Below are 24,126 nucleotides of genomic sequence, written 5' to 3'. Positions count from 1 at the left end.
GGGCCCGCCGCGTCGCGATAGTCGACGGCGAGCACGGATCGCTCGCCCCCACGGCTACGGATAGGCCATGTCACCTTCCTGGGAGCGCCACCGTGCCCGAAACCGCCGCGAGAGCCGTGCCGCCTCGCCGTCCGAGCGGTGCACGGCGCAGGGCATCGGTGCTCGCCGGCGCCGCCGGGACGATCGCCGCCGCGGCGGTCCTCCTGCAGGCCGGCGCCGCACACGCGAGCACCCGGCTCGCCGTCCACGCCGAAGGCGGAGACGGCGGCGTGACGATCAACGGGATCAACGGAACGCCGTCCGACAGCATCATGACGCTGCTGGGCATCACGGTGCTCAGCGTCGCGCCTGCGCTGCTGTTGATGATGTCGAGCTTCACCAAGATCTTCGTCGTGCTCGCGCTCACCCGCAACGCCCTGTCGTTGCCGTCGATCCCGCCGAACCAGGTGCTGGCGGGCCTGAGCCTGTTCCTGACGCTGTTCATCATGTGGCCCGTGCTCACCGACATCAACACGGTGGCGGTGAGCCCCTTCACGGCGGGCCAGGTCGACTTCGGGCGCGCCTTCGAGCTGGCGCAGGAGCCGCTGCGTCACTGGATGCTGTCGTACACGCGCGAGGAGGACATCGCCCTGATGCACAGGGCCGCGCAGCTGGAGAACCCCGCCGACCCGTCGGACATCCCCCTGCAGACCCTCGTGCCGGCGTTCATGCTCAGCGAACTGCGCGCGGCCTTCCTCATCGGCTTCGTGATCTTCGTGCCCTTCCTCGTTATCGACCTCGTGGTCGCCAGTGCGCTGATGTCGATGGGCATGATGATGCTCCCGCCGGTCATGATCTCGCTGCCCTTCAAGATCCTGCTGTTCCTCCTGATCGACGGCTGGGGCATGGTCATCACGGCTCTCGTGCAGTCGTACGACGGGGGTACGGGATGAGCCCAGAGGCCGTCATCGACATCGGACAGTCGGCGCTGCTGCTCGCGGCGAAGCTCTGCGCACCACTGCTTCTCACCGCGCTCGCGGTCGGCTTCGCGATCTCGCTGCTGCAATCGGTCACTCAGGTGCAGGAGATGACGATCTCGTTCGTCCCGAAGCTCGTCGCCGTCGGCATCGCGCTCCTCGTGTGCGGGCACTGGATGATCTCGGAGACCGTCGCCTTCACGAACGAGCTGTTCGCGCGCATCCCATCGCTGCTGGACGGCGGCTGATGCACATCCCGATCGACTTCGTGTGGCTCGAGGCCACGGCTCTCGCGTGCGTGCGCATCACGGCCTTCCTCGTCGTGGCGCCGCCGTTCAGCCACGCCTCGATCCCGATGCGCGTGCGCGCCATGCTGGGCGCGGCACTGGCCCTCGCCGTGTCGCCCGTCGTGACGCCGGGGTACACCCGGCTGGACACGGGCGGCTTCCTCCTCGCGCTCGCAGGCCAGGCGCTCACCGGTCTGCTGCTCGGGTTCCTCGTGCTCGTGCTCTTCAGCGCGGTGCAGGGCGCCGGACACCTCGTCGACTCGTTCGGCGGTTTCCAGCTCGCGCAGGCCTTCGACCCCGGCATGGCCGTCAACGGCGCGCAGTTCACGCGGCTCTTCCAGCTCACAGCGCTGCTGCTGCTGTTCGCCTCAGACGGGTACCAGCTCGTGCTCGCCGGACTGTTCCGCTCGTTCGACGCGATCCCCGTCTCCGGCGCCGTCACGCTCGAGCGGCCTGCGGAGGCCCTCGCGGTCACGGCGGGGCAGATGATGCTCAGCGCCGTCCAGATCGCCGGGCCGCTGCTCATCGTCCTCGTCCTCGCCGACATCGGGCTCGGTCTCGTGACACGGGTCGCTCCTGCGCTGAACGCCTTCGCCCTGGGCTTCCCTGTGAAGATCGGGCTCACACTCCTGCTCGTCGGTTTCGTCTTCGCGGCGCACCCCGGTGTCGTCGCGGCGCTGGCCGAGGACGCCGTCCGGCTGCTCGTCGGAGTCGTCCGATGAGCGGAGGAGGCGGGGAGCGCACCGAACGGGCCACCGAGCGGCGCCTTCGCGAGGCCAGGAGGAAGGGTCGCATCGGGCGCAGCCAGGACTTCACTGCCTGGGTATGCATCGGCGCGGCCGGTGTCATGGCGGCGCCGACGATCGACGCCGCGGCGCGTGCCGCGACGGAGCTCTCCTTGCGCGTGGTGCGCGTGTCCGCGCACCCATCCGCGGCAGAGGCGCTCCAGGCGCTCGATGCGGGCGTGGCGGCGCTGGGCCCGGTGCTGATCCCGCTGCTCGTCGTCGTGCTGCTCGCGACGGTCGGGACGGCGGTGCTGCAGGGCGGCATCCACCTGCGAGGGCTGACCGTGCGCACCGAGCAGTTCGACCTCGTCGCGGGACTCAAGCGCGTCTTCGGGACACACGCTCTGTGGGAGGGGGCGAAGGCGCTGCTCAAGACGGCCGCGATCGGAGGCGCGCTGTGGGCGGTGATCTCCGGGCTCGTCCCCGTGCTGATCGCCAGCGGGAGTCATGACGTGACGTGGCTGCTGGAGCAGGCGGCGGGCGGAGCCGCGGCACTGCTGCAGGTCGCCGTGGTCGTCGGCGTGGTGCTCGCGGCGCTCGACGTCGCGGTCGTCGTGCGTCGCAACCGCATGCACACGCACATGACGAAGCAGGAGGCGAAGGACGAGCACAAGAAGACCGAGGGCGATCCGCTCGTGCGCTCCCAGCGACGGTCACGCCAGCTCGCGCTCAGCCGCAACCGCATGATCGCGGCGGTCGGCGACAGCGACGTCGTGCTGCTCAATCCCACCCACGTGGCCGTGGCGCTCCGGTACGAGCCGGGCAAGTCCGCGCCGCGCGTCGTCGCCAAGGGCAAAGGCGTGGTCGCGCAGAAGATCCGCGAGCGTGCCGCAGAGGCGGGAGTGCCGATGATCCGGGACGTGCCGCTCGCCCGGGCCCTGCACGCCGCGTGCGAGATCGGCCACGAGATCCCCGAGCACCTCTACACCGCGGTCGCGCAGGTGCTCGCATTCATCGACCACCTTGCACGGCGCGGTTCTGCGCGTGGAGTGCACACCATGCCGTTCGCCGCGACCCGTGACCGCGGACTGTGACCAGGACACCGACGAAGGAGATCGCACGCATGTTCGCCCCGCTGCTGTCCAAGGCGGCCGTTCCAGTCGGAGTGGTCGGGATCATCCTGCTGCTGATCGTGCCGATCCCGACCCCTCTGCTCGACGTCCTGATCGTGACGAACATCTCGTTCGCGCTCTTGATCCTGCTCACGGCGATGTTCGTGAAGAAGCCGCTCGACTTCTCGGTCTTCCCCAGCCTGCTGCTCGTCGCGACCCTCTTCCGGCTCGGTCTGAACGTCGCCTCGACGCGCCTCGTGCTCAGCGAGGCCCACGCCGGTCAGGTCATCCAGGCGTTCGGGCAGATCACCATCAGCGGTTCGCTCGTGATCGGTGCGGTGATCTTCCTCATCCTGACCGTGATCCAGTTCGTCGTCGTCACCAAGGGCGCCGAACGCGTCGCAGAGGTGGGAGCTCGATTCACCCTCGATGCGATGCCGGGGAAGCAGATGGCGATCGACGCCGACCTGAACGCGGGGCTCATCACCGACACGGAGGCGCGCCAGCGCCGCGCAGAGGTCGCTGCGGAAGCGGACTTCTACGGTGCGATGGACGGGGCATCGAAGTTCGTCAAGGGAGACGCGATAGCGGGCATCGTGATCGTCGTCATCAACTTCGTCGGCGGCATCGTCATCGGCATGGTCCAGCACGGCATGGAGGTCACCGACGCCCTGCAGACGTACAGCATCCTGACGATCGGCGACGGTCTCGTCACGCAGATCCCGGCGCTCCTCATGGCGGTCTCGACCGGGATGATCGTGACACGCGAGAACGCCGAGGCCGAGATGGGCGAGGCCGCCGGCCGGCAGCTGATGCAGTCGAGGACGGCGCTGATGATCACCGGAGCGGCCGCGGTCGCCATGGGCTTCATCCCGGGGATGCCCCTCCTCGTCTTCGTCGCGATCGGCATCGTGCTCCTGTTCGCGGCGTCGCGCGTACGTGCCCGCGAGGCGGGGGAGGCGGCGATCGATGCGGAAGCGGCGAGGACTCGGGCGGCCGATGCGGCCGCAGAGGGACCAGACGAGCTCATGGACCGCATGCGCGTGCACGCGCTCGAGATCTCGCTGTCGCCCGACATCCTCGATCTGGCCTCCGGGGGAGAGGGGGATCTGCTGGTGCGCGTCAAGGCGCTCCGACGCAAGCTCGCCCTCGATCTCGGCATCCTGATGCCGCCCGTGCGCACGCGCGACAACGTCGAGCTCCCTCCACAGACGTACGCGATCCTCATCGCGGGCGTCGAGGCAGGCCGAGGGTCCGTGCCACGCGGTCACGTGCTCGCGCTGGGCACGGGCTTGGACGACCTCCCCGGCATAGAGGCGGTCGATCCCGTCTTCGGGCTCCCAGGACGATGGATACCCGCCGAGCTCACGCACGCGGCGGATATCGCCGGTGCCACGGTCATCGACCGCGTGAGCGTCATCATCACCCACCTCTCCGACCTCGTGCAGGGGCACGCCGACCGGCTGCTCTCGCTCGAAGACGTGCGGCAGCTCACAGAGCACCTCGCACAGTCCAGCCCGGCGACGGTCGAGGAGCTGACCCCCGGCGTGCTCTCCCTCTCGGCTATCCAGCGGGTGCTGTCCGGTCTGCTCGCCGAGCGGGTGCCGATCAACGACCTCGCGCGCATCTACGAGGCGCTGGCGCTGCGCGGCCGGGTGTCCACCGACACCGCGGGGCTGATCGAGGCGGCGAGATCGGCTCTGGGGCCCGCGATCGCGTCGCGGTTCGCCGAGGACGGCAGGCTGCGGGTCCTCATGATCGACCCTCTTCTCGAACAGCAGATGCTCGAGGGCCTGCGCGTGATCGACGGCGACGCGCAGATCGTGCTGCCGCCGGACACCACCGCGCAGCTGCTCGAGAGCGCGCGGCGGATGGTCGCCGACCTCGACCGGACCGGAGCGGAGCCCGTGCTCGTGTGCGCTCCGTCGTTGCGGCCGGCGGTGCGCCGACTGCTCTCCTCGCAGGTGGGCGGTCTCCCCGTGCTCTCCTACGACGAGGCCGCCGCCGGTGGTCACGCCGCCGACGTGATCGGCGTGATCCGGCTGGCTCACCCCGCGCTTCCCGTGACCGCGGCGTCGCCGGGCGACCCCGTCCGATCAGGCGCGCCATCTGCAAGTTCTCCTTGAATACGAGCGAAAGACGCTACATTGATGCTCGGGACGGCGCAGAGGCGCACAAGCCACGGAAGGCGGAACTCATGCTGGTGCTGACACGGCGCGCGAACGAGAGCATCAAGATCGGCGACGACATCACGGTCACCATCCTCGCGGTCACCCCTGGCGGGGTTCGGGTGGGGATCGAAGCCCCGCGCGACCAGCGCATCCACCGCGCGGAGATCGTGCTGGCGGTCAGCGATGCGAACCAGGAGGCCGCGCAGTCGGCTGCGTCCGGCGACGCCGCCGAGAACGCGCTCCTCGACGCTCTGCGGCCCGTTACCACGTCGTCCTGACGCCTGTCGATGGGGAGTTCTCCCCATGCGGAGCGAGTTACTCCCGCGCGCGGTGTCGCGATAGTCGTGAGTGTGACGGTCGTCGCCGTCGCGCTGAACCGACTTGACGAGGTGACCGACCGTGGCCGCACACGACCTGAGCATGCAGCTGATGCGGGAGCGCGATCTGCTGGAACTGCTCCTGTTCAAGCTGGATGTGCAGCAGATGCTCCTCGCGAGCGGACGCAACCGCTGGATCGCCCACTCGGTGAGCGAGATCGAGCGGATCACCGGGGCGATGCCGACGGCGGCCCTCGCGCGCGACACGCTCGTCGTCTCCGTCGCCGAGGAGTGGGGCGCGCCAGAGGCGGCCACGCTTCGCGAGCTGATCGACGCCGCGCCGACCGACGCGTGGCGCGACGTGCTCACCGGCCACCTCACCGCGATGACGGCGCTGGCCGACGAGATCGAGCAGCTCAAGCAGGTCAACGAACAGCGGCTGCGCGCCGCGATCCGGGTCACGCAGGAGACGATCGCGGGCCTCGGCGGCGAGATCGGCGAATACGACCAATCCGGCGGAGTGGTCCACTCCTCGGATGCGCAGCTGCTCGACACGAGGGCATGAGGCATGTCGTCCTTCGCAGGGCTTCGGCTCGCTGAATCCGCCCTCGCCGCCGCCCGCGCCGGGATGACGGTCACGGGCCAGAACATCGCCAACCAGACGACGACCGGCTACACACGCCAGCGGGTCGAACAGACTTCCGTCGCGGCGCCCGTGCAGGGCGGCCTGCGAGTCCAAGGGGCCACCGCGGGCGGAGGCGTCGCCGTCACGGGAATCGCCCGCCTCGGCGACGAGATCCTCGACGCCCGCGTGCGTGACGCGCTGGCGACCTCCGGATTCTGGTCGGCGCGAGCCACGGCAGCGAGTCAGGCCGAGGCCATCATGGCCGAACCGACCGCAGAGGGATTGGCGGCCAATCTCGACAGGTTCTGGTCGTCGTGGGCCGACCTCGCCACGACCCCGGAACCTGCGGCCGCACAGGTCGTGCTGACCGACGCCCAGGTGCTGGTCGGTCAGATAGCCGCGGGGTACCAGGCGGTGGCAGGACAGTGGGGCGACCTGCGCGGACAGGTCGACCGCCAGGTGGCCGACGTCAACGCCGCAGCCGAGCAGGTGGCCGTGCTCAACGGGCGCATCCGCGAAGCACTGCAATCCGGACGTCAGGCCAACGAGCTCGTCGATCAGCGCAGCGTGCTGGCGCAGCAGCTGTCGACGGCGATCGGTGCGAAGGGAACGCTCGAAGCCGACGGAACGATGACTCTGCGGGTGGACGGGAACGCGCTCGTGTCGGGTGACGCCTCCCGGCCGCTCACCGCATCCGGACCGGCGGGAGTCGCCGACGGAGGACGGGTCACGGTGTCCTGGGCCGATCGGCCGGGGAGCGCGGTCTCGGTGACCGCAGGCACGCTCGGCGGCGTCATCGGGGCGCTGGCGCCGGCGTCCGACGGCGGACCGCTCGCAGCGCTGGCCGCCGCCTACGACCACACCGCGCGGACGCTGGCGGTTCGGGTCAACGATCTGCATCGCGCAGGAGTGACCTCGTCTGGTGCCCAGGGCGGAGACTTCTTCGCACTCGATCCGTCCGCGCCGGCCGCTCTCGGTCTCCGGGTCGTGCCCCGAGAGCTCGGCGATCTCGCTCTCGGCGCACCCGGCGCGGGGCCGAAGGACACGTCGATCGCCGATCGGATCAGCCGGCTCGGAACGAGCCAGGACGGACCGAGCACCGCGTGGTCGGCGTTCGTCACCGGTTTCGCCGTGAGCGTCGCAGGCGATCGGCAGCGTGCCGACATCGCCGATCGCGGTGCCGTCGCCGCCGTCACGGCGCAGCAGTCGAACGCGTCCGTCGACGGTGACGAGGAGACCATCAACCTGCTCTCGTATCAGACCGCATACCAGGCGGCGGCACGCGTGCTGACAGCCGTGGACGAGGCGCTCGATCTGCTCATCAACCGCACCGGCCTCGTCGGCCGCTGACCAGGGGAGTCTCATGATCGGCCGCATCACGACCAGCACGATGACCCAGCAGTCCCTGCGAACGCTCCAGGCGAACCTCGCCGAGCGCGAGCGCCTGCAGTACCAGGCCACATCGCAGCGGTCGTTCCGCACGCCCAGCGAAGACCCGACGGCGGCAGCCGCGGCGCTCGGCATCCACGGCGAGCAGACGCGCGTCGCGCAGTACGCGAGGAACATCAACGACGGCATGGCCTGGGTGACGACGATCGATGCGGCGCTCGGCGCGAGCGCCGATCTGCTGAACCGCGCGCGAGACCTCACCGTGCAGGGGGCGAACTCCGGAGCGCTCAGCCCTGCCGCACGCGAGTCGATCGCCCAGGAGCTCGAGACGATCAGCGCAGAACTGCTCGCACAGGCGAACACCCGGATGCTCGGCCGCAACGTGTTCGCAGGAACCAGCGATGCGGGAGCCGCCTTCGAGGCGGGCACCTTCGCCTTCGCCGGGGGAGCGGGCGCGGGCGTGCTGCGCCGTATCGGCGACGCCGAGAGCGTGCGGGTCGACATCGACGGCTCCGCCGCGTTCGGCGAAGGGGCGGACAGCGCGTTCGCGCTGCTGCAGGACATCGCGGCGCAGTTGCGCAGCGGCGCCGACATCGGCGGCCGCCTCGACGATGTGGACGCACGGCTCAAGGCCGTCGTGTCGGCGCGGGGCGCGGCAGGCGCCAGACAGGTGCAGCTCGAGCGTGCGTCGTCCCAGAACCTCGCGGCATCCACCGACCTGGAGGCGCGCCGTGCCGCGGTCGAGAACGTGGACAGCCTCGAGGTGCTCGTGAAGCTCGAGTCGGCCGAGCTCGTGTTCCAATCCGCCCTGCAGGTGACGGCGAGGTCGCTGCAGACCACCCTTCTGGAGTTCCTGAGATGACCCTGCCAACCGCATCCGCGCCCCGCGAGGAGAGGACCGAGTCCGTGTCCGTGAGGTTCGTCGTCCCCATGCCGGGTCTCGCTCCGTACACCGAGTTCACCCTCGTGTCGATCGGCGGCGCCGAGGGGCTGTACGCGCTGCGAGCCGTCGATGCCGACGTGCGGCTGTTCCTCGTCGACGCCGCCGTCGCCGCGCCGGGGTGCCGGCCGAGCCTGCCGGACGTCGTGCGGCAGGATCTGGGCGCGGCCGACGGAGAGCCGCTGCAGACCTTCGTCGTCGCGAACCCCGCGGAGGACGGCGTGCATGTGAACCTCCGCGCACCCGTGGTGATGCACGCGCGGACAGGGCTCGCGACGCAGGTCATCCTGGACGACCAAGCCCTTCCGCTGCGGATGCGTCTGGAAGGCACCGGGGGTCGCTGACGCACCGGGAGCGGCACCGTGATGCTGCCGGATCTGCGCGATAAGCAACCGGAACGGACGGTCTGCGCATTTACCAAGGAAGTGGGGCTATCCTCTGAGGAACGCGAGCCGGGGTGGTGCTCCGCCACGGACGCAGGATCCCCTGACGGTCCGCTGTGCGCGGCGTCGGGGGTGGGGGAAGGACGCCCGGAGACGGGCGAGAGTACAGGGGACGGTATGCACATGAGCACATCCAGGACGCTCGACGCCACACGCGTGAGCAAGAGGGAGTTCGTGCAGCGGTTCGCGCGGCGAGGGGGACTCTCCCTCCAGGTGGCGCAGACCGCGTACAACGCGATGATCGACGAACTGCTCGATCTGGTCAGCCAGGGCAACACGGTGACGCTGACCAACTTCGGGCGGTTCTATCCGCAATCCCACAAGGGTCACCGCGTGCAGTTCGCCAAGGATGACGGCACGGCCGAGGTGACCGATTACACGGTGCTGAAGTTCTCGGCGACGCGCGAGGTCAACCGGCGCGTGAAGGTGAACGACGACCAGCGCTGAGCTGAACGTCTGCGAGAGATCCCCGGGAGAGCCCTCCCGGGGATTTCTCGTGTGCGCCGTGGCCCTAGCATGGGGGTGAGGGACGACCATGGGGTTGGTCGCACTGTGAGTCGCTGGGGGACTTGCACTGACAGTGAGAGAGGCACCGCTCCATGCCGAGGCGCGCACGCAACCAGCTCGTCATCGACCACCTGCACATCGTGAGTGCGGCGACGGCGTTCGTCGCGTCGCGCCTCACGCAGGTGTCTCGCGACGATCTCGCCTCCGCGGGCGCATACGCCCTCGTTCGCGCGGCGGAGAGGTTCGATGCGTCCCTCGGGGTGCCGTTCGGCGCCTTCGCCCGGGGGAGGGTGACCTGGGCGCTGCAGGACGAACTGCGGTCGATGGATTGGGCCCCTCGCGAGGTCCGTGCGCGCGCCAAGGAGATGGCCGGGGTGCGCGACCGACTCGCTGCAGTGCTCGGTCGCACGCCGACGACTGCCGAGATCGCCCAGCACGCAGGCGTGGACGTGGCGTCCGCGCGGCAGGCGCTGGCCGACGCCGACCGGGTGGTCACAAGCCTCGACGTGTTCGACCCTGCGGAGATCGCTTGGAGCGGGGTTCTCCCGGAGGAGGCGCTGCTGCTCTCCGAGCGCGACGACTTCCTGCGCCGCTGCGTCGACGCGCTGCCGGAGCGCAAGCGCTTCATCGTGAAGGAGATCTACTTCGAGGAGCGTTCGGTGAAGGAGGTCGCCGCTCAGCTCGGCGTCTCGCACGCGGCGGTGTCGCAGCAGCGGGCCGAGGCGCTGCGCATGATCCGGGACGCCCTCGATCTGCACTACTCCGACGGTCAGGGCTCGGCGCGCTCGACCGGCGATGGACTCCGGGGGTCGCGCTCGTCGAGGTCCGCGGTCGACGCGTATCTCGACCGCGTGGCAGCGACCGCCCGTTCCACATCGGCCCCATCCGCTCCGCAGCCCGCGTGACGGGGCCCCGCGTTCAGAAGCCGAAGCCGTAGCTCGCCTGGCCGACGAGGGTGAGGCTGACGGATGCCGGGTACGCCTCGGGTTCCTCGTCGTCCTCGTCGAGCAGCTCCAGCCGGCTGATCGGCACGACGATGCCGCCGTCGGGCTCGAAGATCAGATCCTTCGGGGTGAAAGAGGCGAAGAGCGAGCGCGTGGCGTTGCGCAGCTCGAAGGTCCGCACGACGTCGCCCCGTTCGAAGAGGTTCAGCTCGACCTCAGCCGACCACACCGAACCGTCGGGGAACTTCGCGTCGATCCGATACACGGCCGGCTCGACGGATTTGATGTTGAGATCCTCGACGATCTCGGCGAACTGGCTGTCCTGGTGCTGCAGCTCGAAGGCGATCGCGCGCAGATGGTCGTAGTTGAGCCGAGCGCGTCGCGAGAAGAGCGCGACGTTCTCGATCTCGTCCGGGTGCGCGTCGGGCGCTTGGTCGGACAGGTACTGACGCACCTCGTCCGGCCCTGGGTACTCGAATCGCATGTGGTAGTGGAACCGGCCGGGACGGTTGACCAGGTACGCGCTGACGTCGGCGATGTCGTTCACGGTCACGCAGTAGATGCGCTTCACGGACGACAGTCCGTCGAACAGCGAGAGGAACTGGTTCTGACGGTTCGCTCCGTCCCCGCTTCCGCGCCGGCCGATCGGGAACGTCTTCTCGAACTCGTCGAGGACGATGAGGCACTCGTCGAGGCTGTCGAGGAAGTCGACGATGCCGTCGTTGTCCTCGGTCACGAGCACCACGGGAAGGCCCTGCGCACGTGCTTCGGCGGCGACCATCCGGAGGAACAGGGTCTTTCCGATGCCCTTGTCGCCGGAGAGCATCACGCCGAGGCTGCGGTCGGACAGCTCGTAGGTACGGAAGATCTTGCGGACCTTCTTCTCCCGATCGCCGTACACGCGTTCAGTGCCGACGGAGAGGTCGTCGACGCGCACGAGGCTGAACCCCTCCTTCGAGGTGAAATGCACGCGGTAGGTGCCCGGCGGGAAGGACTGGTGGGTGCGCACGGCATCGTCGTAGACCCGGACGTGTCCTCCGGTCTCGATGTAGGTACTTGTCACGATCCTCCTCCGTTCATTCGCTCCCCCACCTACATATCGGCGCTCGGGGGATGTGCGTAAGGCATCGAGCCCGTGCGGCCGGAGGCCGGCGGTATCCTGGCGGATGAGGGGTGTGGGACCGCTCGAATCGGGGGACGGACATGGACGGCAGCACGCCGGTGGAACAGCCGGTGACCGGCTTCATCGTGATTCACGTGGAGGCGGCGCCGCAGGGCATCGTGCGGTTCACCCTCGATCCGGAAGGTCCGGCGCGGTCGTGGCGCTCCGAGCTCCTCGCGCACGATGACGCGGTGATCGGAGCGGCCACCTCGCCGGAGCAGACAGCCGATCTCCTGGTCCGGGGGAGCATCGAGTGCATCCGTCGCGATCTGCCCAGCCTCCAGGTCGGGGGAGTGATGATGTGGCCCGAGCCGGGACCGCACAACAACGCCATGATCGTGGCGTCGGGTGAGGCGACCTTCCTTCGCACAGAATGGGAGAGGCTGGCGCACGCGGACGGCGGTGCGGCCGGCCGCTGAGCGGAGGCGCGACATGAGCGGCAGGATCGTCATCAGCGGAGCATCCGGACTGATCGGAACGGCGCTGCGCGCCTCGCTCGGCTCCGACGGCATCCCGACGACGGCGCTTGTGCGTCGAGACCCGCGCGCACCCGATGAGGTGCAGTGGCATCCGGGGCGGGAATGTCTCGACCCGGGCGTGCTCGAGGGGGCGTCGGCCGTGATCGCGCTCGGCGGCGCGAGTGTGGGGCGGATGCCGTGGACGCCGCAGTACCGCAGGGAGCTGCTCGGTTCGCGGCTGCGCGCGACGACGACGCTGGCCGACGCGCTCCGTGAACTGGGCGAAGACGCGCCCTTCTTCGTATCGGCATCCGCCGTCGGCTACTACGGATCGGCTCCTGGGCGCGTGCTCGACGAGAGCTCGCCGGCCGGGGACACATTCCTCGCTCGGCTCTGCGTCCGATGGGAGGATGCGGCTCGACGCGCGGGGGACGACGCACGGGTCGCCCTGCTGCGCACGGCACCCGTCATCCATCGTCGCGGTGTGCTCAAGCCGTTGATCATGCTCACCCGCGCCGGGCTCGCGGGTCCGCTGGGTCCGGGGACGCAGATCTGGCCGTGGATCTCGCTCGACGACGAGGTCCGCGCGATCCGCCACGTGATCGACAGAAGCCTGTCCGGCCCCGTGAACCTCGCCGGGCCCGCCTCCGCCACGGCGAACGACACGGGGCGGGCCCTGGCACGGGCGATGCGGCGGCCGTTCTGGCTCCCGGCGCCTGCCTGGGCCCTCCGAGGGGCGCTGAGCCGATCGGCGGCCGATTCGCTCCTGCTCGCGGACGCCGACGTGCGTCCGCGAGCGCTGGAGGATTCGGGTTTCGGTTTCACCCACACGACGGTCGCGGAGGCCATCGCCGCCGCCGTCTGAGCAGGGCCGAGGTGCGGCGACTCACTTCCCGTGCGGGTCGCGCCGGTTCAGGGTGGCGACGACCTGGGGGTAGTCACCCCTGGCCTCGCCGTAGCGGAGGAACTTGACGTTCTCGACCTGGATCTCCGTGGCGTCGGGCTGTGACTCGAGCAGTCCGATGACCTCCTGGATGAACGCGTCCAGGGGCATCGCCCACTCGCTCTCCTCCTGACCGGGCATCAGGGCCGTCCTGACGGCGGGCGGTTCGAGCTCGATCACCGAGACGCTCGTGCCTTCGAGCTGCAGGCGCAGGCTCTCACTGAGCATGTGGATGGCGGCCTTCGTGGCGTTGTAGGTGGGGGTCACGCGCAGCGGCGCGAACGCGAGCCCCGACGACACGGTCATCACCGTCGCGTCCGGCACGGTCTGCAGGTGCTCGATGAAGGCGCCGATGAGGCGGATCGGACCGAGGAGGTTGGTCGTCACCGTCGCCTCGGCGGTGTCGAGGAAGCCGTCGGGGGAGCGCCAGTCCTCGACCCGCATGATCCCGGCCATCGTGACGAGCACGTTCAGCTCCGGATGCCGGTCGAGAACGGTCCGTGCGGCCGCACGGATGCTCGAGGCGTCTGCGGTGTCGATCTCGACCGTGTCGAGCTCCGGGCTCTCCTGCGCGATCTGGTGCAGGAGCTCTCGGCGACGCCCGCCGATGATGACGGTGTTGCCACGGGCGCTCAGGGCGCGGGCGAGAGCCAGTCCGATGCCGCTGGTGGCGCCGGGGATGAAGACGGTGTTTCCGGTGATGTTCATGCTCTCAGCCTGCTCGCGACCCGTGTGCTGCGGCAGGGAGCGGTCATCCAGGGATCGGCGGTCCCTGGATGACCGTGCGCACCACGGGGGATACTTCCAGGGTGGATCGTGATGCACTCGCCGACTTCCTGCTGCGCCGACGCAGGGAGCTGGTGCCGTCCGATGTCGGACTCAGCGCCGGGCCGCGTCGTCGCGCCGCCGGCCTGCGTCGTGAGGAGGTCGCGATGCTGGCAGCCATGTCGACCGACTACTACGCGCGCCTCGAGCAGCGCCGCGGGCCGCAGCCGAGCGTGCAGATGCTGTCGTCCCTGGCCAGGGCTTTGCGGCTGTCGACCGACGAGCGCGACTACCTCTACCGGATCTGCGGGCACAGCGCGCCCGACCGCGCCACGTTCACCGAGTACCTCCCGCCGAGCCTGCTGCGCGTGCTGGACCGGCTCTCCGACACCCCGGCCTTCGTCGTGTCGGTGCTCGACGAAGTGCTCGTGCAGAACGACGCGGCCCGCGCCCTGCTCGGGGATGCGAGCGACCTGACCGGCATGGAACGCAGCGGCATCTACCGATGGTTCGCGCATCCGGAGGACGAGAGGCGACGCTATCCGCAGCGCGACCACGAGAAGCACGGGCGCACCCTCGCGGCTTCACTGCGCGCAGCCTACGGCGAATGGGGTCCGCGATCGCGCGCGGGCGAGATCCATCGCGCGCTGAGCGCGGTGAGTCCCGAGTTCGTGCGCTACTGGGAGGACCACGAGGTGCGTCGGCGCTTCGAGGAGCACAAGGTGCTCGTCCACCCTGATCTCGGCGAGATCGAGGTCGATTGCCAAGCCCTGATCACCCCGGACGAGTCGCACGCCCTCATCGTGCTCACGGCCGCCCCGGGCAGCGAGGCGGCGGGCAAGCTCGACCGCGCCCCGCCCCGTCAGGACTCCTCGTGCGTCCGCGGGTCGCCGTCGAACAGCCGGCCGTCGGGTCGCCCGAGACCGGTGATGGCCTCGACCTCCGCGCCGTCGAGTGCGACGGCCGCTGCAGCGAGATTCGCCTGCTGGTGCTCCGCGGAGGACGCCTTCGGGATGGCGACGACGCCGCGAGCGACGTGCCAGGCGAGCACGGCCTGCGCAGGGGTGATGTCGTGCGCACGGGCGATCTCGACGATGACGGGCTCGTCGAGCACGGCATCCGCGCGCCCGAGCGGGCTCCAGGCTTCGGTGATGATGCCTCTCTCCCTGTGCACCTCAAGCTGCTCCGTCTGCGGGAAGTACGGATGCACCTCGATCTGATTCACGACCGGACGCACACCCGTCTCGCCCTCGATGCGGTCGAGGTGCTCGGGGAGGAAGTTCGAGACGCCCACCTGCCGGACCACACCCCTGCGCTGCGCGTCGATGAGCGCCTCCCACGCCTCCACGTACTCGCCCTGGCTCGGGTTGGGCCAGTGGATGAGGTGCAGGTCGATCGCGTCGAGGCCGAATCGCGAGCGGCTCTCCTCGATGCTCGCCGGAGCGGCGGCGGCGGAGTGGTGGCGGCCCGGCAGCTTGGACGTGACGATGAGGTCGCTGCGATCCACCGCGGATGACGCGACGCCGCGCCCCACGGAGCCCTCGTTCTCGTAGTTGAACGCGGAGTCGACGAGCCGGTAGCCCGCATCGATGGCGGAGGCGATGGCGGCGGCACCCGCGTCGCCGCGCAACCGGTAGGTGCCGAGTCCGATGGCGGGGAGGGAGAAGCCGTTGTGTGCGGAGAACTGGGGAACCGTGACCATGTCTTCAGCGTACGCTGGCAGGATGGAGCAGCCGGTGAGATGCCCCTGCGGGTCGGGGGACGTGTTCGACGGCTGCTGCGGTCCGCTGCTGGCGGGTGCGCCGGCGCCGACCGCTGAGCGGCTGATGCGTTCTCGCTACACCGCTTTCGCGCGGGGCGACGCCCGCCATCTGCGCGCCACGTGGCACCCGTCGACGAGGCCTGCCGCGCTCGATCTCGACCCGGCACTCGAATGGCGTCGGCTCGTCGTGCTCGATCGCGAAGGCGGAGGTCCTTTCGACACCGAGGGCATCGTGGAGTTCGAGGCCTTCTGGCGGGAGGGCGGGGCGCGCGGATCGCTGCGCGAGCGCAGCCGTTTCGTGCGTGAGGACCGGCGGTGGCTGTACGTCGACGGGGAGCTCCGGTGATGCCCTCCACGTGCCACCGGCTAGATTTGACTGCGTGAACGCCAGCCCCGAAGACCAGCGCATCCTCCTCGACCTCGCCGACCTCGACCGGCGCATCGCGCAGGCGGAGCATGCGCGTACGCATCCGGCGCATGCCGCGCGCATCAACGAGCTGGCGTCCGTGCGGCAGGAACAGCTGCGAGAGCTGACGACGCTGACCGGGGTGCGTGACGACGCGCGCGCTGAGCTGACCCGCGTCGAGTCCGACGTGACGCTCGTCGAGCAGCGCCGTGCCCGCGACGCGGAGCGCCTTGCCGCGACGACGAACTCCAAGGAGGCGCAGGCGCTCGAGAACGAGCTGGCGAGCCTGGCCAAGCGGCAGAGCGACCTGGAGGACATCCAGCTCGAGGTCATGGGGCGGGTCGAAGAAGCCGAAGCCGCGGTGGCCGCCCAGCAGGCGCTGCTCGACACGACGGTGGCGGAGGGCACGCGCCTCACGGTGCAGGCCAAGGCCGACGTGGCTGCGGCGACCGAGCTCGGCGCGCAGCTGGCACGCGACCGTGCGGCTGTCGCGGGTCGGGTCCCGGCCGATCTCCTCGCCGACTACACCCGGCGCGCCGCGACGAACGCCGGTGCCGCGTTGCTCAGCAGGGGGACGTGCGAGGGCTGCCGCATCGTGCTCCCCGGGACCGATCTGAACGAGATCCGTCGTGCGCCGGCGGATGCCGTGGTGTCCTGCCCCGAGTGCGGGTGCATCCTGGTGCGCACCGAGGAATCCGGGCTGTGATGAGCGCGCCGCAGCGCCAGCGGTGAATCCGACGCCCGGCGCGGAGCTCCGCATCGCGCTCGTCGCGCTCCGTGCGGGGGAGTTCGCCGCCGTCGAACTCGACGACGACCTCCGCGCGGCTCACTCGTGGCGGTTTCCCGCGAGCGGACTCGCGGACTGGGTGCGCACACGGGAGCGCGATGACGCACCGCGGTGGGTGATCCGCAGCGCACGAGAGGTCTACCCGGTGCTGCTGGCCGAAGGTGTGACGATCCGGCGCGCCCACGACCTGTTGCTGTGCCACGCGATCCTGCGGGACACCGCGCGCGTCCGGCGTCCGCTCGACCCGTCGCCCTCCTGGCAGCGTCGCGATGTCGTCGACGAGGCGCCTGCGCTGTTCGACGTCGACAGCGCATCCGACACGGCCGACCCTGTGGCCGAGGTGCTCGACCAGTACCGGGCGCAGCGAGACGTGCTCGCGCAGTCGGGCGACGGCCGGCTGTCCCTGCTCTGCTCGGCGGAGTCAGCCGGCGGCCTCATCGCCGAGGAGATGCGTGCGGCGGGTCTCCCGTGGAACGAGCGCGTGCATCGCGAGATCCTCGAGGCGACGCTGGGCATCCGTCCGGTCGCGGGCGGACTGCCCAGCCGTATGGTCGAGCTCGCCGAGACGGTGCGCGGGATCCTGGGTGATCCCGGCCTCCATCTCGACAGCCAGCCCAAGCTGCTTCGCGCCTTGCATCGAGCGGGAGTGCACGTCGAGTCGACCAGCAGGTGGGAGCTGGCCCAGCACGACCATCCGGTGGTCGAGCCGCTGCTGGCGTACAAGAAGCTGTCTCGTCTTCTCAGCGCGAACGGATGGGCATGGCTCTCCGAGTGGGTGCGCGATGACCGCTTCCGTCCCGTGTACATCCCGGGCGGAGTGGTGACCGGTCGGTGGGCGTCGGCGGGCGGCGGGGCCCTCCAGCTTCCGCGGAGCCTGAGGCCGGCGGTGCGCGCCGACGACGACTGGATGCTCGTCGTCGCCGACGTCGCGCAGCTCGAACCGCGGATGCTCGCAGCGATGGCGGGGGACGCGGCGATGGCGCGCGCCGCGCGAGGGCGCGACCTGTACGAGGGGATCGTCGAGTCGGGTGCCGTGTCGACGCGGCAGGAGGCCAAGTACGCCGTGCTCGGCGCCATGTACGGTGCCACCACCGGAGAGGGCGGGCGGCTCGTGCCGCGGCTCCGCAAGGTGTACCCGCGCGCGATGGCGCTGGTCGACGAGGCGGCCCGCACCGGCGAGGACGGCGGTGTGGTGTCGACCTGGCTCGGCCGGTCGTCTCCCCGCCCGTCGGAGGAGTGGACGCGCCTGCAGTCCAGGGCGACGGATGCCGACGCGTCTCCTGCCGAGGTCGCGGCCGCGCGTCGGCGTGCGCGGGACTGGGGGAGGTTCACCCGCAACTTCGTCGTGCAGGGGACGGCGGCCGAGTGGTCGCTCATCTGGCTCGCCGAGATCCGCCACCGTCTGCGGCAGCTCCCGGATGCCGCCACCCCTGCGCCGGCATCCGGCCCGTTCGCGCATCGCGCCCACCTGGCGTTCTTCCTCCACGACGAGGTCGTGCTCCACGTGCCGGCGGAGCAGACCGATGCCGCGGCCGAGGCGGTGCGCGAGGCGGCGGCCGTCGCGACGACGCGACTGTTCGGCTCCTTCCCGATCGACGTGCCGCTCGACCTCCGGATCGCGCAGTCGGCGGAGAAGTAGCGGCGGTAGACTGGGGGCGCGAATGGGTCGACTGGACGGTCGCGTGGCGGGAGACCGCACCGAGGAACGTCCGGGCTCCACAGGGCAGGACGGTGGGTAACGCCCACCCGGAGCAATCCGCGAGACAGTGCCACAGAGAGCAGACCGCCCCGCAAGGGGTAAGGGTGAAAGGGTGGTGTAAGAGACCACCGGGGGCCGTGGTGACGCGGCCCGCCAGGTAAACCTCGTCCGGAGCAAGGTCAGACAGAGGATGTTGACGCGGCTCGCCGAGTCCTCGGGTAGACCGCTGGAGCGCCACGGCAACGTGTCGCCGAGAGAGATGACCGTCGAAGGGGCGAAGAACCCCGGAACAGAACCCGGCGTACAGGTCGGCCCATTCGCCTCAGACACGACGAAGGCCCCGCATGGCGGGGCCTTCGTGCTGATGTCGCGCGGTCAGTCGCCGGCGAGCGACGCGGCACCGATGATGCCGGAGTTGTTGCGGTGGATCGCCGGGACGATGGGCGTCTTGAGCTCGAGCAGCGGCAGGAAGTCGTTCGCGTTCTTCGACACGCCGCCACCCACGACGAAGAGGTCGGGGCTGAAGAGGAACTCGATGTGCGAGTAGAAGGCCTGGAGTCGCTCCGCCCACTCGGCCCAGCTCAGGCCCTCGCGCTCTCGCGCCGAGGTGGCCGCCCAGGTCTCGACCGATTCGTACTCGCGGAAGTTCAGGTGCCCGAGCTCGGTGTTCGGGACGAGCACGCCGTCGTAGAGGAACGCTGAGCCGATCCCCGTGCCGAGGGTCGTCATGAGCGTCAGACCTCGCACATCGCGGGCGGCGCCGTGACGCGCTTCGGCGACTCCGGCCGCGTCCGCGTCGTTGACGAACACGATGTTGCGACCGAGGCCGTCGCGGAAGAAGCGCTCAGCCTCGAAGTCCAGCCATCGCTTCGACACGTTGGCTGCCGAGAGCGTCTTGCCGCGCTTGACGATGGCGGGGAAGGCGACGCCGAGGGGGAGGGTCGAGTCGTGGACGTCGAGGGTCGTGAGCACCGTCTGGACGGCGACGAGCACGTCCTCCGGGGATGCCCCTTCGGGGGTCGGTACGCGCACCCTGTCGGATGCCATGACACCGTGGTCGAGGTCGACGATTCCTGCCTTGATTCCCGTGCCGCCGATGTCGACGCCGATCGCTTTTGCCATGGGCGATAGCTTAGCGACAGCCGCCTGGCCAGTAGGATCGATGACACCACGTGAAGAAGGGGGCGCCCCATGGCCAACGGCGATGAGAAGTACTGGTACAACCTCGAGACCGGGCAGGTCGAGTTCGGCATGATCTCCCCGTCGGTCGACCGCGTGGGGCCGTTCGACACCGAGGCCGAGGCCGCACGCGCTCCGGAGAAGCTCCAGGAACGGGCGCGGTCCTGGGCCGAGGAGGACGCCGCCGAAGACGCCGCCAAGAGCGGAGGCGCGGAGTAGCGATGGACAAGCAGCGCGATTTCGTCCTCCGCACCATCGAGGAACGCGGCGTCAAGTTCGTCCGGTTGTGGTTCACCGACGTCATCGGAACCCTCAAGTCTGTGGCGATCGCACCGGCTGAGGTCGAGGGAGCCTTTGCCGAGGGCATCGGCTTCGACGGGTCGGCGATCGAGGGTCTCACTCGGACCTACGAGTCCGATCTGCTCGCTCAGCCCGACCCGACCACGTTCCAGATCCTTCCGTGGCGGGGCGAGATCGATCCGACGGCGCGCATGTTCTGCGACATCACGACGCCCGACGGCCGCCCCGCGGTCTCCGATCCCCGCCACGTGCTCAAGCGCGCGCTCGCGAAGGCCGCCGACGCGGGGTTCACGTTCTACACGCACCCCGAGATCGAGTTCTATCTCCTCAAGTCATCGTCGTACGGTCCGGAGGGGCCGGTTCCGGTGGACTCCGCGGGCTACTTCGACAATGTCCCGGGCGGCACGGCGCACGACTTCCGTCGGCGTTCGGTGCGGATGCTCGAGGATCTCGGGATCTCGGTCGAGTTCAGCCACCACGAGGGCGGTCCCGGTCAGAACGAGATCGACCTCCGCTACGCCGATGCGCTCACCATGGCGGACAACGTCATGACGTTCCGCACGGTCATCAAGGAGGTGGCCATCGAGCAGGGCGTCTACGCGACCTTCATGCCGAAGCCGCTCAGCGGGCAGCCAGGCAGCGGCATGCACACCCACATGTCGCTCTTCGAGGGGGAGCGCAACGCCTTCTTCGAGGAGGGTGCCAAGTACCAGCTCTCCAAGACGGGGCGTCACTTCATCGCGGGGCTTCTCCGTCACGCGAACGAGATCGCGGCCGTGACCAACCAGTTCGTGAACTCGTACAAGCGCCTGTGGGGCGGTGACGAGGCGCCCAGCTTCATCACGTGGGGTCACAACAACCGCTCTGCGCTCGTCCGCGTGCCGATGTACAAGCCCAACAAGGGCGGCTCGACACGAGTCGAGTACCGGGCCCTCGACTCTGCGGCGAACCCCTACCTGGCATACGCGCTCATGCTCGCCGCCGGGCTGAAGGGCATCGAGGAGGGCTACGAGCTCCCGCCGGAGGCGGAGGACAACGTCTGGTCGCTCAGCGACGCCGAGCGTCGCGCCCTGGGGTACTCGGCGCTGCCGGCGAGCCTCGACCACGCCCTGGAGTACATGGAGGGCTCCGAGCTGGTTGCCGAGACTCTCGGCGAGTCGGTGTTCAACTACGTCCTTCTCAACAAGCGCAAGGAGTGGGAGTCGTACCGCGGTCAGGTGACGCCGCTGGAGCTGAAGAACAACCTCGAGCTCCTCTGAGGTCTGTGTGGCCCGTTCGCACGACTCCGTCTCCCTGTCCGCGCTGGCGAGACTCGGCTTCACCGATCTCGGCGATGCCGCCTCCGCGCTCGACGAGCTCGCATCGCTCCTTCGTAGCGACCGTGCCGGGGTGCTCGACGGCGCGGAGGCTGCCGACCCCGATTCCGCCCTGCAGGGTCTGCTGCGGATCGCCAGACGGGAACCGGGGGCACTCGACGGCTTCCGCGTCGACCGCGACATCCGGCGGCGCTTGTGGCTCGTGTTCGGCGCATCGGCCGGGCTCGCCGGGTTCTTCCTGCGTCACCCCGAGGAACTCGATGTGCTCGCCGCGCCCGCCGACGGCCTGCCCTCATCGGACGGGTTGCGTCAGCGCATGCTCGGCGCCGTCGGGGCGAGAGACGGCTTCGCCTCGTCGGGCGACGACGCGGCGGTGGTCGCGCTCCGGGTGGCGTATCGGCGGGAGCTGGCGGCGATCGCGGCGTTCGACCTGAGCCGAGATGATGCCGCAGCGGCGGTCGGCGACGTGGCGGCAGCGCTGTCCGACGCCGCAGGCGCTGCCATCGAGGCCTCGCTCGCGATCGCGCGCACGAAGGTCGGCGCCGCGATCGGCGCCGCCGAGGTGGCCGCCACGACCCTCGCCGTCATCGGCATGGGCAAGGCCGGGGCCCGCGAGCTCAACTACGTCAGCGACGTCGACGTCATTTTCGTCGGCGGAACGGCCGACGACCAGCTGGTGCCCGAGGCCAAGGCGATCGATATCGCGACGAGGCTCGCCAGGGAGACCATGCGCGGGCTCAGCGGGATCGAGGTGGAGCCGCCGCTGTGGGAGGTCGATGCCGCGCTGCGCCCAGAGGGCAAGCAGGGTGCACTCGTGCGGTCCCTCGCCTCGCACCTTGCGTACTACGACCGCTGGGCGAAGAGCTGGGAGTTCCAGGCCCTGCTGAAGGCCCGTCCGCTCGCCGGCGACGAGGCGCTCGGCGACGCGTACATCCGGGCCGTCCAGCCGAAGATCTGGTCGAGCGCTGCGCGGGAGGACTTCGTCGACAGCGTGCAACGCATGCGCGAGCGGGTGATGGACCACATCGATCCGGACGACGCCCCGTTCCAGGTGAAGCTGGGAGCGGGAGGCCTCCGCGACGTCGAGTTCACGGTGCAGCTCCTGCAGCTGGTGCACGGCCTGACCGACACCGGCATCCGGACCAGGGGGACTCTGGAGAGCATCGATGCGCTCGTCGAACGAGGCTACATCGGACGAGCGGATGCCGCGACGTTCGCCGGCGACTATCGGATGCTGCGGCTCATGGAGCACCGGCTGCAGCTGCGCGAGCTCTCGCGCACCCACCTCATGCCGCGCACGCCGTCGGGCCTCCGCGTGCTGGCGAGGGCTACCGGCCTCGCAGACTCCGGCGAGGCGCTCTGGGCGCGCTGGGAGGCCGTGCGCCGCGAGGTGAGGGAGATCCACACCCGGCTCTTCTACCGCCCGCTGCTCAGCGCCGTCGCCTCGCTCCCCGAGGAGGAGCGGACGCTGTCTCCCGAGCAGGCGCACGACCGGCTCGCGGCGATCGGATTCCGCGACCCGGCGGGCGCCCTGCGGCACATCGGCGCCCTCACGACGGGGCTGAGCCGCAAAGCGACGATCCAGCGACACCTCATGCCGGTCATGGTCCGATGGTTCGCCGACGGCAGCGACCCCGACTACGCGCTCATCGCGTTCCGTCGCATCAGCGAACGGCTCGGCGATACGCCGTGGTTCCTGCGGATGCTGCGGGACTCGTCCGGCGCCGCGGAGAGCCTGACCCGCCTCCTGTCGTCCTCGCGGTACGTGGGGGAGCTCATGGAATGGATCCCTGAGTCCGTGGCATGGCTCGACAGCAGCGAACTCCTCCGACCGCGCGGCGGTGCGGCGCTGGATGAGGAGGCGCGGGCCATCCAGACGCGGCACGACAACGTGCAGGATGCACTGCGAGCCGTGCGCGCCCTGCGGAGGCGTGAACTGCTGCGCACGGCGATGGGTGCCGTGCTGGACGTGCTCACGATCGACGAGGTGGCCCGTTCGCTCACCGAGATCACCGACGCCACGATCCAGGCCGCGCTGCGGGCGGTCATGCGCGAGATCGTCCCTCCGGAGGACGCAGACATCGACTTCGCCGTGATCGGCATGGGGCGCTTCGGCGGAGGGGAGCTGGGCTTCGGCTCGGATGCCGACATCCTCTATGTATACGACGCGAACGGCCTGGACCCGGAGAGGGCACAGCGCCTTGCAGCGCAGATCGTGCAGGGGCTTCGCGAACACCTCGCCGATGCGCGTGTTCCTCTGGAGCTCGACGCGGATCTGCGGCCGGAGGGCCGCAACGGCCCTGTGGTCCGCTCCATCGAGGCGTACGCGGAGTACTACCGGCGCTGGTCGCTGTCGTGGGAGGCTCAGGCCCTGCTGCGTGCACGTGGCGTGGCGGGGAGCGCCAAGCTCATCGCGCGGTTCACGTCGATGGCCGACGCCATCCGGTACCCGGAGTCCCTGGATCTGCAGGGGACGAGGGAGATCAAGCGCATCAAGGCGCGCGTCGAGGGCGAGAGGCTGCCGCAGGGCGTGGACCCGCGTCGTCACCTGAAGCTCGGTCCGGGGACCTTGAGCGACGTGGAGTGGCTCGTCCAACTCGTGCAGCTGCAGCACGCGCACGCGGTGCCCGCGCTGCGCACCACCTCGACGTTGGCGGCGCTCGACGCCGCGGTCGACGCAGGCTTCGTGCCGGCGGCGTCCGCGGCGCTCCTGCGAGACGCATGGCGCCTGTCGAGCCGCCTGCGGTCGGCGATCACGCTGTTCACGGGCCAGACCACCGATGTCCTGCCCGTCGACCCTCGCCGTCTCGACGCCGTGGCGCGCTTGCTCGGGTACCCCGACCGGGCCGCGTCTCAGCTCGAGGACGACTACTTGAAGACGACGCGTCGCGCACGCAAGGCGTTCGAGGACCTGTTCTACGGCTGACCCGTCG

Annotated in this window: 25 protein-coding genes, 1 other RNA gene and 2 pseudogenes; 23 read left to right on the top strand and 5 right to left on the bottom strand. The window is 69.9% G+C overall.

Annotated elements, in window-relative coordinates; translation table 11 throughout:
• Positions 1 to 92: 92 nt before the first annotated feature.
• The 12 genes from fliP to AB663_RS12925 all read left to right on the top strand — a co-directional run bounded on the left by fliP (position 93) and on the right by AB663_RS12925 (position 10,377).
• On the top strand, positions 93 to 932 hold the full coding sequence (gene fliP / locus AB663_RS12980) for a flagellar type III secretion system pore protein FliP (RefSeq protein WP_232304547.1): 840 nt from the start codon (positions 93 to 95) through the stop codon (positions 930 to 932).
• Complete coding sequence (fliQ, locus tag AB663_RS12975) at positions 929 to 1,204, top strand: flagellar biosynthesis protein FliQ (RefSeq protein WP_067199871.1); 276 nt, start codon at positions 929 to 931, stop codon at positions 1,202 to 1,204. The genes fliP and fliQ overlap by 4 nt, the downstream gene beginning before the upstream one ends.
• Positions 1,204 to 1,965: a flagellar biosynthetic protein FliR gene (locus AB663_RS12970; protein ID WP_067199868.1), complete on the top strand. Its 762-nt coding sequence runs from the start codon at positions 1,204 to 1,206 to the stop codon at positions 1,963 to 1,965. The genes fliQ and AB663_RS12970 overlap by 1 nt, the downstream gene beginning before the upstream one ends.
• Positions 1,962 to 3,062 (top strand): EscU/YscU/HrcU family type III secretion system export apparatus switch protein, encoded by a 1,101-nt coding sequence (locus AB663_RS12965; RefSeq protein ID WP_067199864.1) that lies wholly within the window; start codon positions 1,962 to 1,964, stop codon positions 3,060 to 3,062. The genes AB663_RS12970 and AB663_RS12965 overlap by 4 nt, the downstream gene beginning before the upstream one ends.
• Positions 3,063 to 3,091: 29 nt before the next feature.
• On the top strand, positions 3,092 to 5,206 hold the full coding sequence (locus tag AB663_RS12960) for a flagellar biosynthesis protein FlhA (RefSeq protein WP_067199860.1): 2,115 nt from the start codon (positions 3,092 to 3,094) through the stop codon (positions 5,204 to 5,206).
• A 71-nt stretch (positions 5,207 to 5,277) separates the two neighbouring features.
• On the top strand, positions 5,278 to 5,529 hold the full coding sequence (gene csrA, locus AB663_RS12955; protein WP_067199857.1) for a carbon storage regulator CsrA: 252 nt from the start codon (positions 5,278 to 5,280) through the stop codon (positions 5,527 to 5,529).
• 121 nt (positions 5,530 to 5,650) lie between these two features.
• Positions 5,651 to 6,133, top strand: coding sequence for a flagellar export chaperone FlgN (flgN, locus tag AB663_RS12950; protein ID WP_067199854.1), 483 nt, complete (start codon positions 5,651 to 5,653; stop codon positions 6,131 to 6,133).
• 3 nt (positions 6,134 to 6,136) lie between these two features.
• Positions 6,137 to 7,543, top strand: coding sequence for a flagellar hook-associated protein FlgK (gene flgK / locus AB663_RS12945; RefSeq protein ID WP_067199851.1), 1,407 nt, complete (start codon positions 6,137 to 6,139; stop codon positions 7,541 to 7,543).
• 13 nt (positions 7,544 to 7,556) lie between these two features.
• On the top strand, positions 7,557 to 8,444 hold the full coding sequence (flgL, locus tag AB663_RS12940; protein WP_232304546.1) for a flagellar hook-associated protein FlgL: 888 nt from the start codon (positions 7,557 to 7,559) through the stop codon (positions 8,442 to 8,444).
• A complete protein-coding gene (gene fliW, locus AB663_RS12935; RefSeq protein ID WP_067199848.1) occupies positions 8,441 to 8,866 on the top strand; it encodes a flagellar assembly protein FliW in 426 nt (141 codons plus the stop codon). Before flgL ends, fliW begins: the two co-directional genes overlap by 4 nt.
• Before the next feature lie 222 nt (positions 8,867 to 9,088).
• On the top strand, positions 9,089 to 9,412 hold the full coding sequence (locus AB663_RS17210) for an HU family DNA-binding protein (protein WP_157541063.1): 324 nt from the start codon (positions 9,089 to 9,091) through the stop codon (positions 9,410 to 9,412).
• A 152-nt stretch (positions 9,413 to 9,564) separates the two neighbouring features.
• The gene (locus tag AB663_RS12925; RefSeq protein WP_067199841.1) at positions 9,565 to 10,377 is read left to right on the top strand and encodes a sigma-70 family RNA polymerase sigma factor; all 813 of its coding nucleotides are present in this window, start codon (positions 9,565 to 9,567) and stop codon (positions 10,375 to 10,377) included.
• Positions 10,378 to 10,390: 13 nt separating this feature from the next.
• Here the strand turns inward: AB663_RS12925 and AB663_RS12920 are convergent, their stop codons facing one another.
• Positions 10,391 to 11,479, bottom strand: coding sequence for an AAA family ATPase (locus tag AB663_RS12920; RefSeq protein ID WP_067199831.1), 1,089 nt, complete (start codon positions 11,477 to 11,479; stop codon positions 10,391 to 10,393).
• A gap of 140 nt (positions 11,480 to 11,619) precedes the next feature.
• Here AB663_RS12920 and AB663_RS12915 point away from each other — a divergent pair, with 140 nt between their 5' ends.
• Both AB663_RS12915 and AB663_RS12910 read left to right on the top strand, forming a co-directional pair.
• Positions 11,620 to 11,997 (top strand): hypothetical protein, encoded by a 378-nt coding sequence (locus tag AB663_RS12915; RefSeq protein ID WP_067199828.1) that lies wholly within the window; start codon positions 11,620 to 11,622, stop codon positions 11,995 to 11,997.
• Between the two features lie 13 nt (positions 11,998 to 12,010).
• A complete protein-coding gene (locus tag AB663_RS12910; protein ID WP_067199825.1) occupies positions 12,011 to 12,901 on the top strand; it encodes a TIGR01777 family oxidoreductase in 891 nt (296 codons plus the stop codon).
• A 21-nt stretch (positions 12,902 to 12,922) separates the two neighbouring features.
• Here the strand turns inward: AB663_RS12910 and AB663_RS12905 are convergent, their stop codons facing one another.
• Positions 12,923 to 13,687: an SDR family oxidoreductase gene (locus tag AB663_RS12905; protein ID WP_067199822.1), complete on the bottom strand. Its 765-nt coding sequence runs from the start codon at positions 13,685 to 13,687 to the stop codon at positions 12,923 to 12,925.
• A gap of 68 nt (positions 13,688 to 13,755) precedes the next feature.
• On the opposite strand from AB663_RS12905, the pseudogene AB663_RS17775 reads away from it, so the two are divergent.
• Positions 13,756 to 14,028: pseudogene (locus AB663_RS17775) on the top strand (helix-turn-helix domain-containing protein); the annotation flags it as partial.
• A gap of 11 nt (positions 14,029 to 14,039) precedes the next feature.
• Here the strand turns inward: AB663_RS17775 and AB663_RS17770 are convergent.
• Complete coding sequence (locus AB663_RS17770; protein WP_442922678.1) at positions 14,040 to 14,243, bottom strand: hypothetical protein; 204 nt, start codon at positions 14,241 to 14,243, stop codon at positions 14,040 to 14,042.
• Here AB663_RS17770 and AB663_RS17765 point away from each other — a divergent pair.
• Positions 14,149 to 14,535, top strand: a pseudogene (locus AB663_RS17765) (MmyB family transcriptional regulator); the annotation flags it as partial. The gene AB663_RS17770 and the pseudogene AB663_RS17765 sit on opposite strands and share 95 nt — an antisense overlap.
• A gap of 71 nt (positions 14,536 to 14,606) precedes the next feature.
• On the opposite strand, the gene AB663_RS12890 reads toward AB663_RS17765, so the two are convergent.
• Positions 14,607 to 15,446 carry an aldo/keto reductase gene (locus tag AB663_RS12890; protein WP_067199810.1) on the bottom strand — a complete coding sequence of 280 codons (840 nt, stop codon included), beginning with the start codon at positions 15,444 to 15,446 and terminating at the stop codon, positions 14,607 to 14,609.
• Between the two features lie 22 nt (positions 15,447 to 15,468).
• Between AB663_RS12890 and AB663_RS12885 the strand changes: the two genes are divergently transcribed.
• From AB663_RS12885 to rnpB, 4 genes are all read left to right on the top strand, one after another.
• Positions 15,469 to 15,852 carry a YchJ family protein gene (locus AB663_RS12885; RefSeq protein ID WP_157541061.1) on the top strand — a complete coding sequence of 128 codons (384 nt, stop codon included), beginning with the start codon at positions 15,469 to 15,471 and terminating at the stop codon, positions 15,850 to 15,852.
• 34 nt (positions 15,853 to 15,886) lie between these two features.
• Positions 15,887 to 16,618, top strand: coding sequence for a zinc ribbon domain-containing protein (locus AB663_RS12880; RefSeq protein ID WP_067199802.1), 732 nt, complete (start codon positions 15,887 to 15,889; stop codon positions 16,616 to 16,618).
• A 22-nt stretch (positions 16,619 to 16,640) separates the two neighbouring features.
• Positions 16,641 to 18,338: a bifunctional 3'-5' exonuclease/DNA polymerase gene (locus tag AB663_RS12875; protein WP_232304545.1), complete on the top strand. Its 1,698-nt coding sequence runs from the start codon at positions 16,641 to 16,643 to the stop codon at positions 18,336 to 18,338.
• A gap of 23 nt (positions 18,339 to 18,361) precedes the next feature.
• Positions 18,362 to 18,718, top strand: an RNA gene (gene rnpB / locus AB663_RS12870) — RNase P RNA component class A.
• A 55-nt stretch (positions 18,719 to 18,773) separates the two neighbouring features.
• Here rnpB and ppgK read toward each other — a convergent pair.
• On the bottom strand, positions 18,774 to 19,520 hold the full coding sequence (gene ppgK / locus AB663_RS12865; protein WP_067199799.1) for a polyphosphate--glucose phosphotransferase: 747 nt from the start codon (positions 19,518 to 19,520) through the stop codon (positions 18,774 to 18,776).
• Between the two features lie 69 nt (positions 19,521 to 19,589).
• Between ppgK and AB663_RS12860 the strand changes: the two genes are divergently transcribed.
• Genes AB663_RS12860 through AB663_RS12850 form a run of 3 tightly spaced genes read left to right on the top strand, consistent with a single transcriptional unit; the run spans position 19,590 to position 24,119 of the window.
• Positions 19,590 to 19,796 (top strand): methionine aminopeptidase, encoded by a 207-nt coding sequence (locus AB663_RS12860; protein WP_067199797.1) that lies wholly within the window; start codon positions 19,590 to 19,592, stop codon positions 19,794 to 19,796.
• Between the two features lie 2 nt (positions 19,797 to 19,798).
• Complete coding sequence (glnA, locus tag AB663_RS12855) at positions 19,799 to 21,136, top strand: type I glutamate--ammonia ligase (protein WP_067199794.1); 1,338 nt, start codon at positions 19,799 to 19,801, stop codon at positions 21,134 to 21,136.
• 7 nt (positions 21,137 to 21,143) lie between these two features.
• On the top strand, positions 21,144 to 24,119 hold the full coding sequence (locus AB663_RS12850; protein WP_067199790.1) for a bifunctional [glutamine synthetase] adenylyltransferase/[glutamine synthetase]-adenylyl-L-tyrosine phosphorylase: 2,976 nt from the start codon (positions 21,144 to 21,146) through the stop codon (positions 24,117 to 24,119).
• The last annotated feature ends 7 nt before the right edge of the window (positions 24,120 to 24,126 follow it).

This window comes from Microbacterium sp. XT11 (assembly GCF_001513675.1).
Lineage (GTDB): Bacteria > Actinomycetota > Actinomycetes > Actinomycetales > Microbacteriaceae > Microbacterium.
The sequence above is the reverse complement of the archived record's forward strand: the minus strand, read 5'-3'. Positions and strand labels throughout refer to the sequence as shown.

Bases quoted from the DNA above. Each gene is read 5' to 3' on its own strand.
- fliQ (WP_067199871.1), top strand. From the start codon at position 929: ATGAGCCCAGAGGCCGTCATCGACATCGGACAGTCGGCGCTGCTGCTC.
- AB663_RS12970 (WP_067199868.1), top strand. From the start codon at position 1,204: ATGCACATCCCGATCGACTTCGTGTGGCTCGAGGCCACGGCTCTCGCG.
- AB663_RS12965 (WP_067199864.1), top strand. From the start codon at position 1,962: ATGAGCGGAGGAGGCGGGGAGCGCACCGAACGGGCCACCGAGCGGCGC.
- AB663_RS12960 (WP_067199860.1), top strand. From the start codon at position 3,092: ATGTTCGCCCCGCTGCTGTCCAAGGCGGCCGTTCCAGTCGGAGTGGTC.
- csrA (WP_067199857.1), top strand. From the start codon at position 5,278: ATGCTGGTGCTGACACGGCGCGCGAACGAGAGCATCAAGATCGGCGAC.
- flgK (WP_067199851.1), top strand. From the start codon at position 6,137: ATGTCGTCCTTCGCAGGGCTTCGGCTCGCTGAATCCGCCCTCGCCGCC.
- flgL (WP_232304546.1), top strand. From the start codon at position 7,557: ATGATCGGCCGCATCACGACCAGCACGATGACCCAGCAGTCCCTGCGA.
- fliW (WP_067199848.1), top strand. From the start codon at position 8,441: ATGACCCTGCCAACCGCATCCGCGCCCCGCGAGGAGAGGACCGAGTCC.
- AB663_RS17210 (WP_157541063.1), top strand. From the start codon at position 9,089: ATGAGCACATCCAGGACGCTCGACGCCACACGCGTGAGCAAGAGGGAG.
- AB663_RS12925 (WP_067199841.1), top strand. From the start codon at position 9,565: ATGCCGAGGCGCGCACGCAACCAGCTCGTCATCGACCACCTGCACATC.
- AB663_RS12915 (WP_067199828.1), top strand. From the start codon at position 11,620: ATGGACGGCAGCACGCCGGTGGAACAGCCGGTGACCGGCTTCATCGTG.
- AB663_RS12910 (WP_067199825.1), top strand. From the start codon at position 12,011: ATGAGCGGCAGGATCGTCATCAGCGGAGCATCCGGACTGATCGGAACG.
- AB663_RS12905 (WP_067199822.1), bottom strand. From the start codon at position 13,687: ATGAACATCACCGGAAACACCGTCTTCATCCCCGGCGCCACCAGCGGC.
- AB663_RS17770 (WP_442922678.1), bottom strand. From the start codon at position 14,243: ATGCCGCTGCGTTCCATGCCGGTCAGGTCGCTCGCATCCCCGAGCAGG.
- AB663_RS12890 (WP_067199810.1), bottom strand. From the start codon at position 15,446: ATGGTCACGGTTCCCCAGTTCTCCGCACACAACGGCTTCTCCCTCCCC.
- AB663_RS12885 (WP_157541061.1), top strand. From the start codon at position 15,469: ATGGAGCAGCCGGTGAGATGCCCCTGCGGGTCGGGGGACGTGTTCGAC.
- ppgK (WP_067199799.1), bottom strand. From the start codon at position 19,520: ATGGCAAAAGCGATCGGCGTCGACATCGGCGGCACGGGAATCAAGGCA.
- AB663_RS12860 (WP_067199797.1), top strand. From the start codon at position 19,590: ATGGCCAACGGCGATGAGAAGTACTGGTACAACCTCGAGACCGGGCAG.
- glnA (WP_067199794.1), top strand. From the start codon at position 19,799: ATGGACAAGCAGCGCGATTTCGTCCTCCGCACCATCGAGGAACGCGGC.